Origin of the sequence: Saccharothrix sp. CCNWYY140, assembly GCF_037401995.1 — a bacterium.
Taxonomy (GTDB): domain Bacteria; phylum Actinomycetota; class Actinomycetes; order Mycobacteriales; family Pseudonocardiaceae; genus Actinosynnema.
Genome location: NZ_JBBEGC010000031.1, coordinates 52,320 through 70,847, shown reverse-complemented (window position 1 = coordinate 70,847; position 18,528 = coordinate 52,320). Strand labels below are relative to the sequence as shown.

Annotated in this window: 11 protein-coding genes; 8 read left to right on the top strand and 3 right to left on the bottom strand. The window is 70.5% G+C overall.

Annotation, left to right across the window (positions count from 1 at the left end; genetic code table 11):
* Nucleotides 1-206: 206 nt before the first annotated feature.
* Nucleotides 207-2,246 (bottom strand): cellulase family glycosylhydrolase, encoded by a 2,040-nt coding sequence (locus WBN91_RS16815; protein ID WP_337723663.1) that lies wholly within the window; start codon nucleotides 2,244-2,246, stop codon nucleotides 207-209.
* Between the two features lie 289 nt (nucleotides 2,247-2,535).
* Between WBN91_RS16815 and WBN91_RS16810 the strand changes: the two genes are divergently transcribed.
* From WBN91_RS16810 to WBN91_RS16790, 5 genes are all read left to right on the top strand, one after another.
* Complete coding sequence (locus tag WBN91_RS16810; protein WP_337723662.1) at nucleotides 2,536-3,513, top strand: acetylxylan esterase; 978 nt, start codon at nucleotides 2,536-2,538, stop codon at nucleotides 3,511-3,513.
* A gap of 94 nt (nucleotides 3,514-3,607) precedes the next feature.
* Nucleotides 3,608-4,063, top strand: coding sequence for a helix-turn-helix domain-containing protein (locus tag WBN91_RS16805; protein ID WP_337723661.1), 456 nt, complete (start codon nucleotides 3,608-3,610; stop codon nucleotides 4,061-4,063).
* A 15-nt stretch (nucleotides 4,064-4,078) separates the two neighbouring features.
* The gene (locus WBN91_RS16800) at nucleotides 4,079-4,399 is read left to right on the top strand and encodes a hypothetical protein (RefSeq protein WP_337723660.1); all 321 of its coding nucleotides are present in this window, start codon (nucleotides 4,079-4,081) and stop codon (nucleotides 4,397-4,399) included.
* Between the two features lie 75 nt (nucleotides 4,400-4,474).
* A complete protein-coding gene (locus WBN91_RS16795; RefSeq protein WP_337723659.1) occupies nucleotides 4,475-5,464 on the top strand; it encodes a GNAT family N-acetyltransferase in 990 nt (329 codons plus the stop codon).
* An 85-nt stretch (nucleotides 5,465-5,549) separates the two neighbouring features.
* Nucleotides 5,550-8,741, top strand: coding sequence for an NACHT domain-containing protein (locus tag WBN91_RS16790; RefSeq protein ID WP_337723658.1), 3,192 nt, complete (start codon nucleotides 5,550-5,552; stop codon nucleotides 8,739-8,741).
* A gap of 7 nt (nucleotides 8,742-8,748) precedes the next feature.
* On the opposite strand, the gene WBN91_RS16785 is transcribed toward WBN91_RS16790, so the two are convergent.
* Together WBN91_RS16785 and WBN91_RS16780 are read right to left on the bottom strand one after the other, a co-directional pair.
* Nucleotides 8,749-9,474, bottom strand: coding sequence for an alpha/beta hydrolase (locus WBN91_RS16785; RefSeq protein ID WP_337723657.1), 726 nt, complete (start codon nucleotides 9,472-9,474; stop codon nucleotides 8,749-8,751).
* 191 nt (nucleotides 9,475-9,665) lie between these two features.
* Nucleotides 9,666-11,669, bottom strand: coding sequence for a serine hydrolase (locus tag WBN91_RS16780; RefSeq protein ID WP_337723656.1), 2,004 nt, complete (start codon nucleotides 11,667-11,669; stop codon nucleotides 9,666-9,668).
* Nucleotides 11,670-11,822: 153 nt separating this feature from the next.
* Here WBN91_RS16780 and WBN91_RS16775 point away from each other — a divergent pair, with 153 nt between their 5' ends.
* From WBN91_RS16775 to WBN91_RS16765, 3 genes are all read left to right on the top strand, one after another.
* The gene (locus WBN91_RS16775) at nucleotides 11,823-14,618 is read left to right on the top strand and encodes an AfsR/SARP family transcriptional regulator (protein ID WP_337723655.1); all 2,796 of its coding nucleotides are present in this window, start codon (nucleotides 11,823-11,825) and stop codon (nucleotides 14,616-14,618) included.
* Between the two features lie 185 nt (nucleotides 14,619-14,803).
* A complete protein-coding gene (locus WBN91_RS16770; protein WP_337723654.1) occupies nucleotides 14,804-17,014 on the top strand; it encodes a rhamnogalacturonan lyase family protein in 2,211 nt (736 codons plus the stop codon).
* 231 nt (nucleotides 17,015-17,245) lie between these two features.
* The gene (locus WBN91_RS16765; RefSeq protein WP_337723695.1) at nucleotides 17,246-18,481 is read left to right on the top strand and encodes a cellulase family glycosylhydrolase; all 1,236 of its coding nucleotides are present in this window, start codon (nucleotides 17,246-17,248) and stop codon (nucleotides 18,479-18,481) included.
* Nucleotides 18,482-18,528: the final 47 nt, after the last annotated feature.

The following is an 18,528-nucleotide window of genomic DNA, read 5'->3' as shown; positions in this document are numbered from 1 at the left end:
CAGGCCGGACGGGGAAAGAAACCGAGGCCCTTCCCGTGGGCGCTAGCCGCTTCGGCTCGCGCCTTCGGCGCGGAGCACCCTTCGGGCGAGGAGGGGCGCGTGGGCTTGCGGGTGCCGGATTGTCGGCGATGTAGAGAACCGCCGAAGGCCAACCCACGGCCTCCGGCGGTTCTCGTCGATCAGGTCTGGCTCAGGTCTGGCTCAGGTCAGGCGGTGGTGCCGGTGACCGTGGTGCCGGACTTCGTGACGTAGTAGGTCAGCTTCTCCCCGCTCCAGTAGTGGAACGTCAGCGTGACCCGGGCGCTGTCCCGAACCCCGTCGAAGAACGCCGTCTTCATGACCGTCGTGCTGTTGGCGTAGTCAGGCGCGAAGGTGGCGTCGAACTCCTTGAACGACGTCCAGTCGTGCGGTCCGGCGTTGGTGCCGTCGTCGTACTTGGCTTCCATCGTGGCCAGTTGGTCGCCCCGGAAGTTGGTCGGGATGGCGAAGGAAGCCGTGGTGCCGGTGGCGTTCGACAGGACAGGCGTGTCGTAGGTGATCAGGTTGATCCGCCACGGCACGCCCTGCGAGAACCGGGCGTGCAGCACTGCGTTGGTGCCGTACTCCCGTGCGCCGCTCAGCCTGGTCATCAGGGATGCCGTCAGGGTGAGTTGGTCGCCGGAGACCGTGTAATCACGGCCCTGTACCAGGTCGGTGGTGCCCTGGCGCAGGCCGACGAACTTGGTCCCGTTCAGGTTGAGCGTCAGGGTCTTGGCCGTCACCGGCGACGACTTGGTGGAGAAGACCAGGTCCGAGTACGCCGTGCCGGAGCGGGTGGTCCAGCTGGACTTGATCTGGGCCCACAGTTCCGGGTCGCGCCACTGGTAGGTGGTGCGGTTGAAGTGCTGGCCGTTGTCCCACAGCATGGTGGTGAGCTTCTTGGCGCGTGCGTAGTAGCCGAAGAACTCGAAGAACTTCAGCTTCTCGCCCTGCTCGATGGTGCCGGTGTGCCGGTCGAACCCGAGCAGGCCGTACTCGCCCACGATGACCGGGATGCCGCGTGCGACGAACGTGTTGTAGGCACGGTCGAAGGTGTCGGTCAGGTCCTTCTGGACGGTGGCGTCGAAGCGGGTGCCGCCGGCGACGTTCGCGCTGAACGGCCAGTAGCCGTAGTTGTGGATGGTCGCGACCAGGTAGGGGTCGTTGAAGGTGCGGAAGGAGTTCGCCAGGGCGTCCAGGTGGTCCTGGCCGCCGTTGGTGTGCAGGGTGGGCAGGATCAGCAACCGGTTCGCGTTGCCGCCGCCCGAGCCGCGCACGATGTCGCGGAAGGACGCGTTCAGCTCGTGCAGGAGCTGCTCTTCCTGCTCGACGCCGGTGCTGCCGGCGAACTGCGGCTCGTTGACGCTCTCCAGCACCAGCTTCGGGCCGAAGTCCTTGAGCGCGGCGGCGATCTGGGTCCACAGCGCGTTGTAGCGGGCCAGTACGCCGGCGCGGTCGCCCGGCATGGCGTTGATCCACTGCCACGAGTCGTGGTGCAGGTTGACCATGACGTAGAGGTCGTCCTGCAACGCCCAGCTGACGACTTCCTTCACCCGGTCGAGGTAGGCCTGCTCGATCGCGTAGTCGGGCGCGGGGCCGGTGTGGGCGCTCCACGTGACGGGCAGGCGGACGCTCTTGAAGCCCTGGGCCTTGATGTTGTCCAGCAACGCCTTGGTGATGCGCGGGTTGCCCCAGGAAGTCTCGTCGCTGCCCGTGGAGTCCAGGGTGTTGCCCAGGTTCCAGCCGGGCTGCATCGCCGCGACCTGCTGCGCGGCGGTGGGGGCCTTGGCGTCGGCGCACGCGACGCCGTTGAGGGAGAACGACGACGGCGCGGTGTTGGAGCCCGTCCACGAACCCTTGAAGCCGAACGTCACCGTCCCGTTCCCGGCGATGGCGGCGTTGTACCCGGCGTTCGCGGCGGTGGCCTGGCCGTCGGACGACGTGACCGCCGCGTTCCACGCCCGGTCGACCTGCTGACCGGACGGCCACTGCCAGCTCAGCCGCCAGCCGTCGATCGCGTCGGCGCCGAGGTTGTTGACCGCAACCTCGGCGTTGAAGCCGCCTGACCACTGGCCGGTCACCGAGTACGACACGCTGCACGCGGTGGTCGCGGCGGCGGCCGGCTGACCCGCGCCCACGACCAGGCCTGCGGCCAGGGTCGCGAACCCGGCCGCCGCGACGCCTATCCGGCGCCCGACCGCTCGGGTCTTGCTGCCCAATCCGAACATGGAACTCCTTACCTTGTGCGACAACGGGAACGTCGAGGGGCGAGCGGGCGCGCGAGGAGGCGGCGACGTGGCCGTGGGGGAAATCGATGCGCTGCGCCTGTGCATGGCGGAGACCGACCCTTCGGCGGTGAAGTGTGTCGAAGCGCTTAAACAAGTGGGGCGAGAGTAGCCACGCTGCTGCCATCCGACAAGGTCCCCGTTCTCAATAGGCGTTGCGCGGCCCCAAGAGTTGACAGCTTTCCGAGGTGCGTGCGAAGGTCGAAGCGCTTCAACGACCAAGGAGCCGCGGATGCCGCTGACGGACGCCCCTCTCGACCACCTCACCGGCTACCGCCCGGATTCGCGGGCGCCGCAGGACTTCGACTCGTTCTGGACCCGGACCCTCGCCGAGGCGCGCGCGTGCGGGGGAGCGGTGAAGGTCGAGCGGGTGACCGACCGGTTCCGACTGCGCACGGTCGAGGTGGACGACATCCGCTTCCCGGGCTGGAACGGCGAACCGGTGGCCGCGTGGCTGCTGCGACCCCGCGACGCGGAGGGTCCGCTGCCCGTCGTCGTCCACTACCAGGGGTACAGCGGCGGGCGCGGGCTGCCGACGGACCAGCTCCTCTTCTCCGCCGCCGGGTACGCGCAGCTCGTCGTCGACACGCGCGGCCAGGGCCACGACACGCCCGACCCCGATCCCGGCTTCGGGGGTCAGTGGGCGGAGGGGTTCATGACCCGCGGCATCGAGTCCCCGGAGCACTACTACTACCGGCGCCTGATGACCGACTGCGTGCGGGCGGTGGACGCGGTCGGCGAACTGTCCGGTCTGGACCCAGCGCGGGTGATCGTCGCGGGCGGCAGCCAGGGTGGTGGCCTGGCCCTGGCCGTCGCCGGCTTGGCTCCGGACCGCGTGGCCGCAGTGCTGTCGGACGTGCCGTTCCTGTGCCACTTCCCGCACGCCGCGCAGATCGCCGGCGAGGGGCCGTACGTCGAGCTGGCGAAGTACCTGCGCTGGCACAGCCGCCACCGCGTGGAACCGACGTTCGAGACGCTGTCCTACTTCGACGGTGTCCACTTCGCTCAGCGGGCCACCGCGCCGGCGCTGTTCAGCGTGGGCCTGATGGACCCGATCTGCCCGCCCTCCACCGTGTACGCGGCGTACAACCACTACGCCGGCGACGACCGGACGATGACGGTCTGGCCCTTCGCCGACCACGGCGGTGGCCACGGCTCCAACCAGGCCACCCAACTGGCGTGGCTGCACGACCACGATCTGCGGCCGTAGGCCGGACGCGCCTGGCGTCGGCAGCTGCGTACGGCCGCAAGTTGTGCGCGTACCGCACACCACGCGTCCGGTGTGCGCAGCTAGCATCGCCGACGTGAGCGACAACCACCCTCCGCAGTGGATCTACCTCGAAGGTGAGTTGGCCAAGCGCGGGCTGACCACCGGGGACCTCGTCCGGGCCACCGGCCTCACGCGCAGCGCCCTCACGGGCTGGCGCAAGGGCCGGTCGCTGACCATCGACACCGCGCGGTCGATCGCCGCGCTGTTCGGGGTGTCCATCCTCGACGTCATGGTCGGCATGCACATCCTGACCCCGGAGGAGGCCCGAGAACGACCCGTCCTGCCCCACGACCCGTCCGCCGTCCCCGACGACGAACTCCTCGCCGAGATCGCCCGCCGCCTGCGCTACCGGCTCTGGGCGGCCTCCCGGACCGCACCGCCCGACGAGCCCGGGATTCGACTTGACAGGGAATCGAACACGTGTTCGAGTAATGGGGATGGTGGTTCTCCCCGGCCGCCGCGGGACGCTCCACACGGGAGCGCCGGCTAGCGGAGGAGAACGGCCGTGGAGTGGCGGGAGCGGCGCGAGTACGAGGAGATGGTCGAGCGGTTCCGGCGGCTGGTCGGGTCGTTGCCGTGCTGGACGGTGGAGGAGCACGACGGCCGGCCGGAGCTGCTCGACGTCGACGGCAGCGAGGTGCTGGTCCGCCTGAACAGCCAGTGGAACCCCAACCTGGCCGCGTTCTTCACCGCGTTCGACCGCTACCGGCTGCTCAAGCTCGTCGCGCTGCTGGAGGTCGTGCCCGAGGGGAAGGCCCACCGCGCGGCCACCGAGCTCCTCCGCGCGGTGACCCGCACCGACGACGACCCGCCGCCGACCGCTTGAGCCCGCTGCCGACCCCGTGGGCCCGGGAGGAAAACCCGAGCGACAGCCGCACCCGCCGCCGCTACGGTCGCCCGCATGCGCTCAAGCTCCACCGCCCTGACCTGGCGACCGCTGAACACCGGCGACGCCAAGGCCGCGGCCGACCTCCTCAACGCCATCGAGACCGTCGACCGGATCGGCGAGAACTACACCGAGGAGGACACCCACACCGAGCTGGTCGACCCGTACGCGGACCTGGAGCGCGCGAGCCTCGCCGCCTTCGACGGGGACGTGATGGTCGGCTTCATGAAGGTCCGCCACAAGCCGTCCGCCCAGGAGGTCCACCGCGTCTTCCTGGACGGCGGCGTCCACCCCGACCACCGCCGCCGGGGGATCGGCACCGCGCTGGTCGAGGCGGGCGTGGCGGCGGCGAAGGCGGTGCACGCGGTGCACCACCCGACGCTGCGACTCGCCGTCGACGTCCACAAGGAAGAGCACATCGCGGGCGTGCCGGAACTCCTGCGCTCCCAGGGCTTCACCCCCGTCCGCTACTTCCAGCGCATGGAACACCCGCTCGGCGACGCCGTCCCCGCCGCGACCATCCCGGATGGGCTGCGCATCGAGCCGTGGACGACCGCCAACGAGGAGGACTTCCTCCTGGTCCGCAACGATTCCTACCGCGACTACTGGGGCGCCGTCCCGTGGCCCTTGGACGCCTGGCGGAACAAGATCACCAACCAGACGTTCCAGTCACAGACCAGTTTCCTGCTCCGCGACGCGTCCACCGGCACCCCGGTGAGCCTGCTGGCGACCATGCACTGGGAAGCCGACACAGCCGCGACCGGCATCCGCGACGCACACTTCATGGTCATCGGAACAGCGCGCGAGTACCGCGGCCGAGGCGCCGCGAGCGCACTGCTCGGCCACGCCCTGCACACCGCCGCCACCCAGGGTTACCACCGCGCCAGCCTGAACGTGGACGCGGCGAACCCCTCCGGGTCGTTCGGCCTCTTCGAACGAGCGGGCTTCACACCGAAGACCCGGTACATCCGCTGGGCACTCGAAGACGTGCCGACGACCGGCTGACGCCGAGCCGAAGTCGCCCGAGCTCGCACAGCCGCACCCGCAGGATTGCGGCAAGGGTGATCGTCATCGTGCGGTAGAACGGCACATGGCTTCGGACAAGGTCCTCACCTACGAGGGTGCGCTCCGCCTGCTCGGCAAGCACGACGAGAAGTGGATCAAGCGGGTCGACGCCCTGCTGGGCGGAGCCATCCTGGGTGCCGGGGTCGTGGCGCTGCTGGGCAACCCGCTGGCCGCGCCGGTGGTCGTGTTCACCGCGCTGTGGGGGTGGGTCGACCAGAAGAACGAAGCCATCCGGCTGGTGTCCCAAGCCCTCACGGCATTACCGGGGCGGCGGCGGGCGGTCGCGCACTCGGAGCGTGTCGAGCAGATGACCGCCGCGCACACCGTGCTGGTGGTGTCGGCGTACTTCGAGGCGTTGCGCGAGGCCTTGGGCGACGACTACGAGTTGCTGGAGCTTTCCGAGGAGGACAAGGCCAACGCGGCGTTGGGCGGCTTGGCCTTCCTCTACACGCGGGACGTCCCGAAGCCCGGCGCGCAGCGGGGTTTCCTGGAGAACCTCGACGACGTGCAGGCGTGGCAACACCGGTTGCACCGCGATGTGATCCGGTCGTTCGGGCACCTGGCGCGTCCGTGGGAACCGCGGGTGGCGAGACGGCTCGCCGAGGTGCCGCAGAAGGCGCTGGAGCGCTACCACTCGCACTACCTGGCGCTGGCGGGGGAGATCCCGGAGTTCCGGGTATGGGCCGCGGTCACCGAGTCCGCGGCCACCCGGGCCGAGGTGCGCAGCCTGCGCGGTGAGCTGCTCGCCGGGCCGGACTCGGCGATGTCCCGGCTGGAGCGGGTCCTGTCGGACTTCGTCGACGCCCGCCAGGTCCGCACCGCCGACCTGCGCGACCGGGTCGCCCGCGCCAACCGCGCGGTGCTGGACGAGCCGATCCTGCCCAAGTCCACCGGCGCCCGCTACGGCAAGCACCTGGTGATCCCGACCATCGAGCAGGCGTTCATCACGCCTCGCTACCGGTTCGCGGTCGCCGGCGACGAGTCCCAACCCGCCGACGACAAGTGGTGGAGCGCACAGGAGCAGCACGACGACCTGCACATCCGGTTGATCGCGCACCTCAGCTCGACCGAGGCGGCGACCGGCCCCCTGCTGCTGCTCGGGCACCCCGGCGCCGGGAAGAGCCTGTTGACCAAGGTCCTCGCCGGCCGGCTGCCCGCGAGCGGCTACACCGTCGTCCGCGTCCCGCTGCGCCGGGTGGACGGGCACAGCTCGGTGCTCACCCAGGTGCAGCAGGCGCTGAACCTGGTCACCAACGACCGCGTCGCGTGGTCGGACCTGGTGGACCAGAGCGCCGAGACCGTCCGCGTGGTCATCCTCGACGGCCTCGACGAGCTGCTCCAGCAAACCCACACCCGCTTGTACGGCTACCTCGACGCGGTGGCGGAGTTCCAGCGGCGGGAGGCGGAACAGGGTCACCCGGTCACCGTCGTGGTCACCAGCCGGACCCTGGCCTGCGACCGGGTCGGCATCGCCGGCGGCACGACGATGATCAAGCTGGACGACTTCGACGACGGGCGGATCGAGTCGTGGCTCACCGCGTGGCACAGCGCCAACGCCGCCGGCGTCGCCGGGGGCACCACCAGGGAGTTCCCGCTGGACGTCGCCCTGCACCAGCGCGAGCTGACCGCTCAGCCGCTGTTGTTGATGATGATGGCCCTCTACGTCTCCAACCCCGGGATCACCATGCTCGACGCCCGGCTGTCGTCCGCCGAGCTGTACCACCGCCTGCTGGAGCACTTCGCCGAGCGGGAAGCCGAGAAGTCGCCGACCCGGCTGGAACCCGGCGAGGTCCGGGCGGCGATGGACGACCACCTCACGAGGTTGTCGACGGCCGCGCTGGGCATGTTCAACCGGGGCAGGCAGGACATCACGGCACGGCAGCTGGAGGAGGACCTGCGCGCGCTCACCCGCGACCGGGACTCGCTGGACGCCGGCGAGCGGGTCCTGGGCGCGTTCTTCTTCGTCTACGCGGCGGAATCGCGGGTGTCGGCGGACGCGGACCAGCACTACGAGTTCCTGCACGCGACCTTCGGGGAGTACCTGGTGGCGAGCCGGGTGGTGGACGAGTTGGCGGAGATCGCGCGGGCGGCGTTCAGCCCCCGCCGCGGCATGCAGTCCCCGGAGGACGACGTGCTCTTCGCGCTGCTGTCGCACCAGACCCTGGCCCAGCTCCGACCGGCGTTGACCTTCGCCACCGAACTGGCGGCGGCGCTGCCCCCGGAGGAGGTCGACCGGGTGCTCGCCGTCCTGGACGCGCTGATCGAGCGGCACCGGGTACGACCGCCGTCCCGGCACTTCAGGGACTACCTGCCCGGCGACGACCAGGTCGCGCGACTGGCAGCCTACTCGGCGAACCTGCTCCTGCTCCGGTTGGCGATGAGCCCGGAGTCCGCGCACCCGATCCACCGGATCGCCCCCGGCCGCGACCCCCACGGCTCATGGCGGTCGATGCTGGCGCTGTGGCGTGCCGGACTTTCCCCGAGCGCGTGGCACGCCACCGTGTCCCTGCTGGAACCGGTCGGCGGAAGCGTCCGGCTGCACGAGGCGCCACTGGTCGGGCTGCACCCGTCCACGCAGGAAGCACGCCTCTCGCAAGACCGGACGCTGGAACGCATCCACCGGTTCGGCGAGGCGTTCGCCTCCAGCACGTTCTGGGCGACGGAAGGCGACAACTGGTGGGACATCACCTCGTCGTGGCTGGTGCACGGCGCGGCCTACGGCCGGTCCGACGGTCTGAACACCTTGCTCCTGACCAACGTTCCGCGCGTGGAGCCGGAGGCGTTGGACGACGTGCTCCTGCGGATGGAGATGTTGCTCAAGCTGCGGGCGCGGGACACCATCCGGGAGCAGGCGCAGGCCCTGGTGGAATTCCTCCTGGGTCACGCGGGCCTGCGCCGGCCATGCGGTTTCGCCCTGGCCTCGGCGGTCCTGGCCCACCCCGAACTCCTGGTGACGGTTCCGCGCCTGTCGGACCCGAAGTGGTTCTCGGAGGTCGGGGTGGCGGCGGTGTTGCGCATGGGCACGAACCACACGGGACGGGACGCCTGGCTCCTCGGCGAACTGCTCGACGGTCTGAAGGAACGACTCGGCGCGGAAGCCTACGACCAGGTCGGCCCGGCCGAGGTCGAAGCACTGCGGAACGCCTACATGTGGCCCGTCGCGCCGCTGCCGCTCAGGGCGGTGCACACCGAGATCGTCGGCAGGCTCACCGACTGAGCGAGGCTCACTTCAGGTGCCGGGCGAAGAACCGGACCGCGTCGTCCCCTTCGAAGCTCGGAACGCCGGTGTGCCCGCCCGTGTTGGCGTGCAACGTCTTCTCCCGCGAACCGAAGGCGTCGAACAGGTCCAGGGCCTGCTGCCGGTCGTTCCCTTCGTCGTCCCACTGGAGCAGGACCAGCAGTGGGATGGTGACCCGCCGGGCCTCCTCGACCGTCTGGCGGGGCACGTAGCTCCCGGCGAACAGGACGGCGGCCGAGATGCGCGGGTCGACCGCCGCCAGCCGCGTGGCGATCGCGATCACCCCGCCCGAAAACCCGACCGGGCCGCTGATCCCGGGCAGCGCCAGCAGTGCGTCCAGGGCCGCCTGCCACTCCGGGACCGCCCGGTCGACGAGGGGCAGGACGAGCCGGTCCACGACGTCGTCGCCGACGGGCTCGCCCGCCGCCAGTGCCCGCTGGAGGTCGGCGCGGGCCTCGTCGACGGCCGGGGTTCGGGGGCGGTCGCCGGCTCCGGGGAGTTCGATGGTGGCGCAGGCGTGGCCCGCGGCGGCGGAGTGCCGGGCGCGGGCCGCCAGGCGCGGGTACATCCCGTCCAACCCGCCGGGGTGTCCCAGCAGGATCAGCGGGGCCGGTGCGGGGGAGGGGGTCCACAGGATGCCGGGGACCTCGCCGAGGGTGAACCGGCGTTCGAGGACGCCGTCGTCGAGACGCTGCTCGGAGGTGAAGCGCACGGTCGTGCCTTTCGGGGAGTGCTCGCGAAACGGCGCTCCCGGACGACCTACCGCCCGACCGTGACCTCGATGAGGAGCACCCTTGTCGATTCGTTCACGGGTACCACCTCCTCGATCTCTCGCACGGCCGCCGGAACCGTAGCACGACGGCCGGGCGTGACCCGTCGGTGCGGGCACTCCGGAACCGGGCGTCACATGCTGGGCATGCCGAACTGCGGGAACAGGTCGTCCGCGTTCGCCAGGGAGTTCTGGGCGGCGGTCATCACGTCGGGGTAGTCCGGGTACCACCCCGCGGCGGCGGTGGGGATGCCGCCCCAGCACATCACCAACCCCCAGTCCCCGTTGATCTGGAGCACGTTGCCCGAGGTGCTGAGCAATCCTCCCTTCTGCCCGTAGAAGCGGCTGTTCGGCTGGGCGGCTGCGGCGTCCCACCCGTGACCCGCGCGAAGATCGGTGGTCTTGCCCTGCCACGTGGTGGCCGTCTGGACGGCGTTGCCGAGCATCATGCTGACAGTGGACCGCTTGATCCCAGGGCTGTCGGCTTGGCGCACCAGCACCGCGACCAGACGGGCCAGGTCCGTCGTCGCCGCGGACAGGCCGCCGGAGCCCTCCTGCCGCTCCAGGTGCTCGTCGCCGTAGCCGAGGGGCACCAGCGGCCTGGTGTCCGACATGACGCTCGCCCGCACCGGGATGTCCTGGGACCGGTAACGGGCTTCGTCCAGGGGCATCGACTTGATCGACGACGGGGTTCGCCGGATGCGGTGGATGCTCAACGGGTCGAACAGGTGCGCCTGGTAGGCGTCGATCGGCCGGGTCACGCCGCGCTTCTTGGCCACGACGCGGCCGAGCAGGTAGTACCCGCAGTTGTTGTAGGCCATCGCCGTGCCGGGGTCCATCGGGCTCATGTCGAGTGAGGCGATGTAGGCGTCGCACATCGCCTCGGTCACCGGGAGGGTCCAGTTGCCGCCGGGCACGGCCGCTTTGAAGGCGTTGCGGATGGCCACCTCGTCGCGGTAGGCGTTGGCGTTGAGCCCGCTGGTGTTCTCCAGCAGGTGCCGGATCGTGATGGTCGCGAAGCGCGCGTCCTTGGGCGCGCCGCCACCGGGAGACGTCAGGTGGAGGATGTCCTGCACCTTGTCGGTGAGAGCGAGCTTCCCCTCCTGGATCAACTGGTAGACGGCGAGGGCGGTCACCGTCTTGGAGACGCTCGCGGTTCGGAAGCGCGTCGTCGGTTGGCACACCGGCCAATCCGCCTCGCCCCAGGAGTAGCCGCGGGCGTAGACCAGCCGCCCGGCGTGCACGATCGCCAGCGACGCGTTCCAGACGGGGGAGTTCTTCATCGCCTGGTGGATGACGTCGTCGATGACGGGGTTCGCCACGGGACCGGTGGCGTTGAACTGCTCGGCGACCGGGGCCTCCTGCTTCGCGAACAGCGCCGCGTACCTGGTGGCCGGCCCGCTGCCGCCACCCTGGACGCAGGTGGGGAAGTAGCCCTTCTCCTTCAGCGTGTCGAACTCGTCCTGGTACTCCGCTTCGGTCATGCCGTGACGGGCCTTCCACGGCCCCACCTCGTTGTGCACGAACACCGACAGGTAGCGCTGCCCCGCGTTGAGCGCGACGTGGGACGGGCGGCACCAGCCGGACACCTGGGCGTCGTACCGCGCCTGGTACTCCGACGCGGTGTCCAACACGCCGTCCGCGTTCCACACGACCTTGCCGGTGTTGGGTGTCCAGATCGCGGCGTACTTCGGCTCCGCGGCGGTGCCGTACACAGACGCCCACCGCAGGACCAAGCCGTCGGCCCGAGCCTTCTTGTTCATGCCCTGGATGGTCTTCAAGTTGTCGTCCGCACCGTGGTGGAGCAGGTGTCGGGTCAGCGGGATCGGGTTTTGCGCCTCGAAGACGGCCGCGAAGCGCGGATCGGCCGCGGTGCCGGTCGCGGAGACGATGATCGGTCCGAATCCCTTCTTGGCCTGGTCCTCGAAGGTGGTCTGGAACTCGGCCGCGGTCATCAGCGGCCAGTCCCGCTGCACGACGGCCGAAGGCCGTTTGATCATCACCGTCGTGTAGCGAGGTGCGTTCACCGTGCCGTGAATGCTCAGGGAGAGGAAGCAGTAGCCGTTGTTGACCGCGTCGTCACGCAGTTGTACGTGTTCGCCGTGGGTTTTTCCGTGCCACGCCTTTATGCTCACCATTGCATTTTCCAATCGGATGGTCGAGTAATTTCTTGCGCTGTACTCGTCGTTCGGCAACGAGGATGAGCTTGTTCTGCATGGCCGGCGCATTGCGCTGGTATATTCCGAGCATCCGGCAACGTGGCGGTGGTGCCGACGAGCGGGGCGTGGGGCATGCAATTCGGTGTCTTGGGGCCGTTGTCCGTCACTGTGTTCCACCGGTCGGTGGAACTCAGAGGCGTCAAACAGCGGGCGCTTTTGGCCGTGCTGCTCTGCCGGGCCGGAACGCCTGTATCCACCGATCGGCTGATCGACGCCCTGTGGGGGAGCAAGCCGCCGCGCACCGCTCCCGAGAACCTGCGCCTCTACTTGTCCCAGCTGCGTCGGGCTTTGGGAGATCGACAACGCATCGTCCGCCGGCCTCCGGGCTACGCCTTGCTCGTCCGGCCCGGGGAGGTCGACGCCGACCGGTTCGACGCCCTGGTCGAGCGGGGCCGTGCGGCGGGTGACCCGCAGACCGGGAGCGACCTGCTCCGGCAGGCGCTGGCGCTGTGGCGGGGCGACCCGTACGCCGACGTGGCGGACCTCCCCGTGCTGCGCGAGGAGGCGGACCGCCTGCGGGAGCGCAGGCAGCTCGCCCTGGAGGCGCGGGCGGAGGCGGATCTGGCGCTGGGCCGCCACGGCGGCCTGGTCGCCGAACTGTCCCGCTCCGTAGCCGAACACCCCTTGCGCGAGCGGCTTCGCGGCCAGTTGATGCTGGCGCTCTACCGCGCGGGCAGGCAGGCCGACGCCTTGCAGGTCTACCGCGACACCCGCCACCTGCTGGCCGCCGAGTTGGGCCTGGAACCCGGCGCGGCCTTGCAGCGACTGGAACGGGCCATCCTCAACGCCGATCCGGCGTTGGACCTACCCGGCCCGACCACCGCGGAAACGCGAACCGCAGGTCGTGGCCGGGACCAGTCGCCGGTGCCGCGGCAACTGCCACCGGACGTCCCCCACTTCGTCGGGCGGCAGCGGGAACTGGCGGCGCTGTCGGCCCTGGTGGAACCGGGGGCCACCGCGGCGGTGGCACTGGTCGACGGCACGGCGGGCGTGGGCAAGACGGCGCTGGTCACGCATTGGGCCCATCGCGTCGCGCCCCACTTCCCGGACGGGCAGCTCCACGTGGACCTGCGCGGGTTCAGCCTGAGCAGCAGACCGACCCGACCGGAGGACGCACTCCACGACCTGTTGCAGGCGCTGCGGGTTCCCGCCGACCGCGTACCGGCCGGCCTGGACGCGCGGGTCGGCCTCTACCGCAGCCTGCTCGCCGACCGCAGGGTGCTGCTGTTCCTGGACAACGCGCGCGACACCGAGCAGGTGCGGCCACTGCTGCCGGGTAGCCGCGGTCCCCTCGTCCTGATCACCAGCCGCACGCGTCTCACCGGGCTGCTCGCCCGGGAAGCCGGGAAGCTGGTCGCCCTGGGCGCGCTCGGCACGGAGGAAGCGCTGGCCCTGGCGACGGCCCGGCTCGGGTCGGATCGGGTCGACACCGACCCCCGCGCGGCCCACGAGCTGGTCGAGAGGTGCGCCCGGTTGCCCCTGGCCCTGGTCATCGCGATCGCACGTGCCGCCACTCGACCGGAGGCGTCCCTGCGCAGCCTGCTCGACGAACTCACCGCGGACGGCGGGCTCGACGCCTTCGACGCGGGGGAGCCCGACGTCAACCTCAGGAACGTGTTCTCGTGGTCCTACCACGCCCTCACCCCACCCGCCGCGCGCCTGTTCCGCCTGCTCTCCCAGGTTCCCGGCGCCGACATCGGCACCGACGCCGCGGCGTCCCTGGCGGGAACCACCCCCGCCGCGGTGCGGCCGGTGCTGGCCGAACTCGCGCGCGCCCACCTGGTCGACACCCCCGCCCCGAACCGGTTGCGCCTCCACGACCTGCTGCGGGCCTACGCCGCCGAACGCCTGGCCCTGGACGCGCCGCACGAGTGCGATGCGGCGCTGCGCAGGCTGCTGGACCACTACCTGCACACCGCTCTCGCCGCCCAGCGGCACCTCCTCCGGCACCGGACCTCCCCCCACGCGGACCCGGTGCCCACCGACGTCACGGTGACCCCGGTCGAGGACCAGCGGCAGGCGAGCGGCTGGTTCCTCGCCGAGCACCACAACGTGGTCGCCGCGTCCGACCGCGCCGCCGTGCTCGGTCTGCACACCCACGCCTCCCGACTGCCGCAGGCCCTCGCCGCGTTCCTCAAACGCGGCGGCCACTGGCACACCTGGATCCGCACCCAGCGCACCGCTCTCGCCGCCGCCGAACACCTCGGCGACCGGCAGGCCCAAGCGCGCGCCCACCGGGACCTGGCGCGGGGCCTCGCCGTGCTCGGCAACCCCGTCGAAGCCGAGATCCACTTGGAACGGGCGCTGCTGGCGCACAGCGAGGCCGGTGAACCACTCGCGCTCGCGGGCACCCTGCTCACCGCCGGTTGGGTGTGCGTGGACCAGCACAGGTACGGCGAGGCCGCCGACCACGCCCGCCGAGCCCTGGACATCTACCGCGCCGAAGGGCATCGGGCGGGGGAGGGGCCGGCCCTCAACCAACTCGGCTGGGCGCGAACCCACCTCGACGACACCGACTCCGCGATCGCCCACTTCCACCGGAGCCTGGAGATCTACCGCGAGTTGGACCACGGCGTCGGCATCGCCCGCGTGCTCGACAGCCTCGGCCGCGCCCACCACCTGGCGGGGCACCACGTCGAGGCCGTCGAGCACTACCACCAGGCGCTCGCCCTGCAACAGACCCTCGCCCTCGGCGACCGCTTCGACGAAGCCTGCACCCTCAACGGCCTCGGCGACACCCATGCGGCCCTCGGCGACCACGGCGCCGCCCGCGACTGCTGGACCCGGGCCGTCACCCTCTTCGACGAACTGGGCCACACGGAGGCCGAGATGGTGCGCACCAAGCTCTCCCAGGCCGGACCGGAGTGACGACCGCCGCGTCCGATCCTGTGCCTGTCGACGGGTGACCTGCGGAAAGCGTTTACCGAGAGTGACGTGCGCCGTGGTGGTCCGTGCACCGGTTCGGACCTTGACCTCGGTCGCGCGGGGCTGCTCTGATGGCTCGGTACGTGACTGGGAGCGCTCCCAGAGATCCGGCGAGTGAAGGAGCAACGGTGCTCTCCACCAACCGAGTGCGGGTGGTCGCCGCCGCTACGGCGATCAGCGCGCTGACGGGTGGCCTCGTGGTCGCCGGGGTGGCTTCGGCCGCTCCGGGCTGCGGGGTCGACTACGTCGTGCAGAACAAGTGGCAGGGCGGGTTCTCCGCCAACGTCACCATCACCAACCTCGGCGACCCGGTCGACGGGTGGCGCCTGGCGTGGACCTTCCCCGGTACCGAACGCTACGGCCAGGGTTGGAACGCGGTGTTCACGACGTCCGGCGCGAGCGTCACGGCGTCCAATGTGGACTTCAATCGGGTCATCCCGACCGGTGGCACGGCGTCCTTCGGGTTCAACGGCACGATGAGCGGTGACGAAGTCGGCATACCCGCGTCGTTCACGCTCAACGGCACCACGTGCACCGGAGGTGTCAACCCGACGACGACCACCACCACGACTACGACCACGACTAGTACGAACCCGGTTCCGGGTGACCCGACTGGGCGCAAGCAGGTCGAGCGGCTGGACCGCGGGGTGGTGAGCGTGCGGTCGGGCAGCGGCAACCTGGTCAGCTGGCGGCTGCTCGCGGGCGACCCGCGCGATGTCGGCTTCAACGTCTACCGGTCCGGCACGAAGCTGAACTCCTCGCCCATCACGGCGTCCACCAACTACCTCGACGCCGGCGGTCCCAGTGGCGCTTCCTACACCGTGCGGGCCGTGGTCGGCGGGGTCGAGCAGCCCGACTCCCCGGCGTCCCTGTCGTTCGCGAGCGGCTACCTGGACGTCCCGATCCAGGCGCCGGCCAGCGGGTACAGCGCCAACGACGCGAGCGTGGGCGACGTCGACGGCGACGGCAAGTACGAGCTGTTCGTCAAGTGGTACCCCGACAACGCCAAGGACAACTCGCAGGCCGGCGTCACGGGCAACACCTACATCGACGCGGTCCGCCTCGACGGCACCCGGTTGTGGCGCATCGACCTCGGCCGCAACATCCGCTCCGGCGCGCACTACACCCAGTTCCAGGTCTACGACTACGACGGCGACGGCCGCGCCGAGATCGCGATGAAGACCGCCGACGGCACACGCGACGGCCGGGGCACCGTCATCGGCAACGCCTCCGCGGACTACCGCAACGCCGAGGGGTACGTCCTGTCCGGACCGGAGTTCCTGACCATGTTCAGCGGCCAGACCGGCGCCGCGCTGTCCACGGTGAACTACGACCCGCCGCGCGGCACGGTGTCGTCGTGGGGCGACAGCTACGGCAACCGCGTGGACCGCTTCCTGGCCGGCACGGCGTACCTGGACGGCGCCCGCCCGTCGCTGATCATGGCGCGCGGCTACTACACCCGTTCGGTGATCGCCGCGTGGGACTTCCGCAACGGCCAGCTGGTCAAGCGCTGGACGTTCGACTCCAACGCCACCGGCAACAGCACGTACGCGGGCCAGGGCAACCACTCCCTGACCATCGGCGACGTCGACGCCGACGGTCGCGACGAGATCGTCTACGGCGCCGCGGTCATCGACGACACCGGCCGCGGCCTGTGGAACACGAGGTTCGGCCACGGCGACGCCGCCCACCTGGGCGACCTCGACCCGTCCCGGCCGGGCTTGGAGTACTACAAGGTGTCGGAGAGCAGCAACCAGCCCGCGTCGTGGTTCGCCGACGCCCGCACCGGCCAGGTCCTGTGGCAGACCCCGGCCTCCGGGGACAACGGTCGTGGTGTGTCCGGTGATGTGTACGCCGGCAGCCCCGGTGCGGAGTCGTGGTCCAGCGCGGACAGCCAGATGCGCAACACGCGGGGCCAGACCATTGGCCGAAAGCCGTCCTCGGCGAACTTCCTGCTGTGGTGGGACGGTGATCCGACGCGGGAGTTGCTGGACGGCACGCACGTCGACAAGTACGGCACGTCCGGCGACACCCGCCTGCTGACGGGCGCGGACGTGCACTCCAACAACGGCACCAAGTCCACGCCGTCGCTCAGCGCCGACCTGTTCGGCGACTGGCGGGAGGAGGTCGTCTGGCCGACGTTGGACAACAGGGCACTGCGCATCTACGCGACACCCCACCAGACCGACCGCCGCATCCCGACCCTCATGCACGACCCGATGTACCGGGTGGCGATCGCCTGGCAGAACACGGCCTACAACCAGCCACCACACCCGAGCTTCCACATCGGCAACGGCATGACCACCCCACCCTGGCCCGACGTCCACTACGCCAACTGACCACGCGCCGACCGCCGGCGAACTGCCGACGATCGGCCACTACGGCCACCAACGGCCGGCTGTTGGACAGCTGATCGCCAGTCGACCGCCGGCCAGTCCGCTCGTGCCCGGTGCCGCGGGGTCCGGGCACGAGCGGACGATCCCCACTCCGAACGACTTCCTTCCGATCGTTCTTCCAACGATCGTTTCCGCCCCGAACGGTCGCACGTCGCTCGCCCGCCGCCGCCGCCGCTGCGCCGCCGCCGCTGCGCCGCCGCCCGCCCGTGGACGCTCGCGTTCGCGTTCCCCAACACCGCGCAGAAGCTCACCCAGGGCTGGAACGCCAGGTGGAGCCAGTCCGGCTCGACGGTCACGGCGGCGAGCCTGGAGTGGAACCGGTCGCTGGCAACCGGCGCGTCGGTCGACCTCGCCTTCACCGGGTCGTGGAGCGGCGCGAACCCCGTGCCCCCGGCGTTCACGCTCAACGGCGTCGCCTGCACGGGCACCCCGGTCACAACAACCACCACCACCGGGAACCCGCCGGTCGGCCGGAACCCGGTCGAGATCAACGGCCAGCTGCGGGTGTGCGGGGTCAACCTGTGCAACCAGTACAACCGGCCGATCCAGCTGCGCGGCATGAGCACGCACAGCATCCAGTGGTTCGACAAGTGCTACAACAGCGCCTCCTTGGACGCGCTGGCGACGGACTGGAAGGCCGACCTCCTGCGCATCGCGATGTACGTGCAGGAGCAGGGCTACGAGACCAACCCGAGCGGGTTCACCAGCCGCGTCAACAGCCTGGTGGACATGGCCGAAGCGCGGGGCCTGTACGCGGTCATCGACTTCCACACCCTCACTCCCGGCGACCCGAACTACAACCTGGACCGGGCCAAGACGTTCTTCGCCCAGGTCGCCTCCCGCAACGCCGCCAAGAAGAACGTGATCTACGAGATCGCCAACGAGCCCAACGGTGTCTCGTGGGCCGGCATCAAGTCCTACGCGGAGCAGGTCATCCCGGTGATCCGCGCGGCCGACCCGGACGCGGTGGTGCTGGTCGGGACGCGGGGGTGGTCGTCGCTGGGTGTCTCGGACGGGTCGAACGAGAGCGAAGTCGTCAACAATCCCGTCAACGCCACCAACATCATGTACGCCTTCCACTTCTACGCCGCGTCCCACAAGGACAACTACCGCGCCACGGTCAGCCGCGCGGCCTCGCGCCTGCCGCTGTTCGTCAGCGAGTTCGGCACGGTGAGCGCGACCGGCGGCGGCGCGTTCGACCAGGCGAGCAGCACGGCGTGGCTGGACCTGTTGGACCAGCTGAAGATCTCCTACGTCAACTGGACCTACTCGGACGCGAACGAGAGCAGCGCGGCCCTGCGGCCGGGCACCTGCAACGGAAGCACGTACACCGGCAGCGGCGTGCTCACCGAGTCGGGCGCGCTCGTGAAGAGCCGCATCAGCACGGCGGACAATTTCCCGACCAGCTGACCCCGGACCGTGCCCGGCCGCGAGGAGCCCCGGCCGGGCACGGTCAC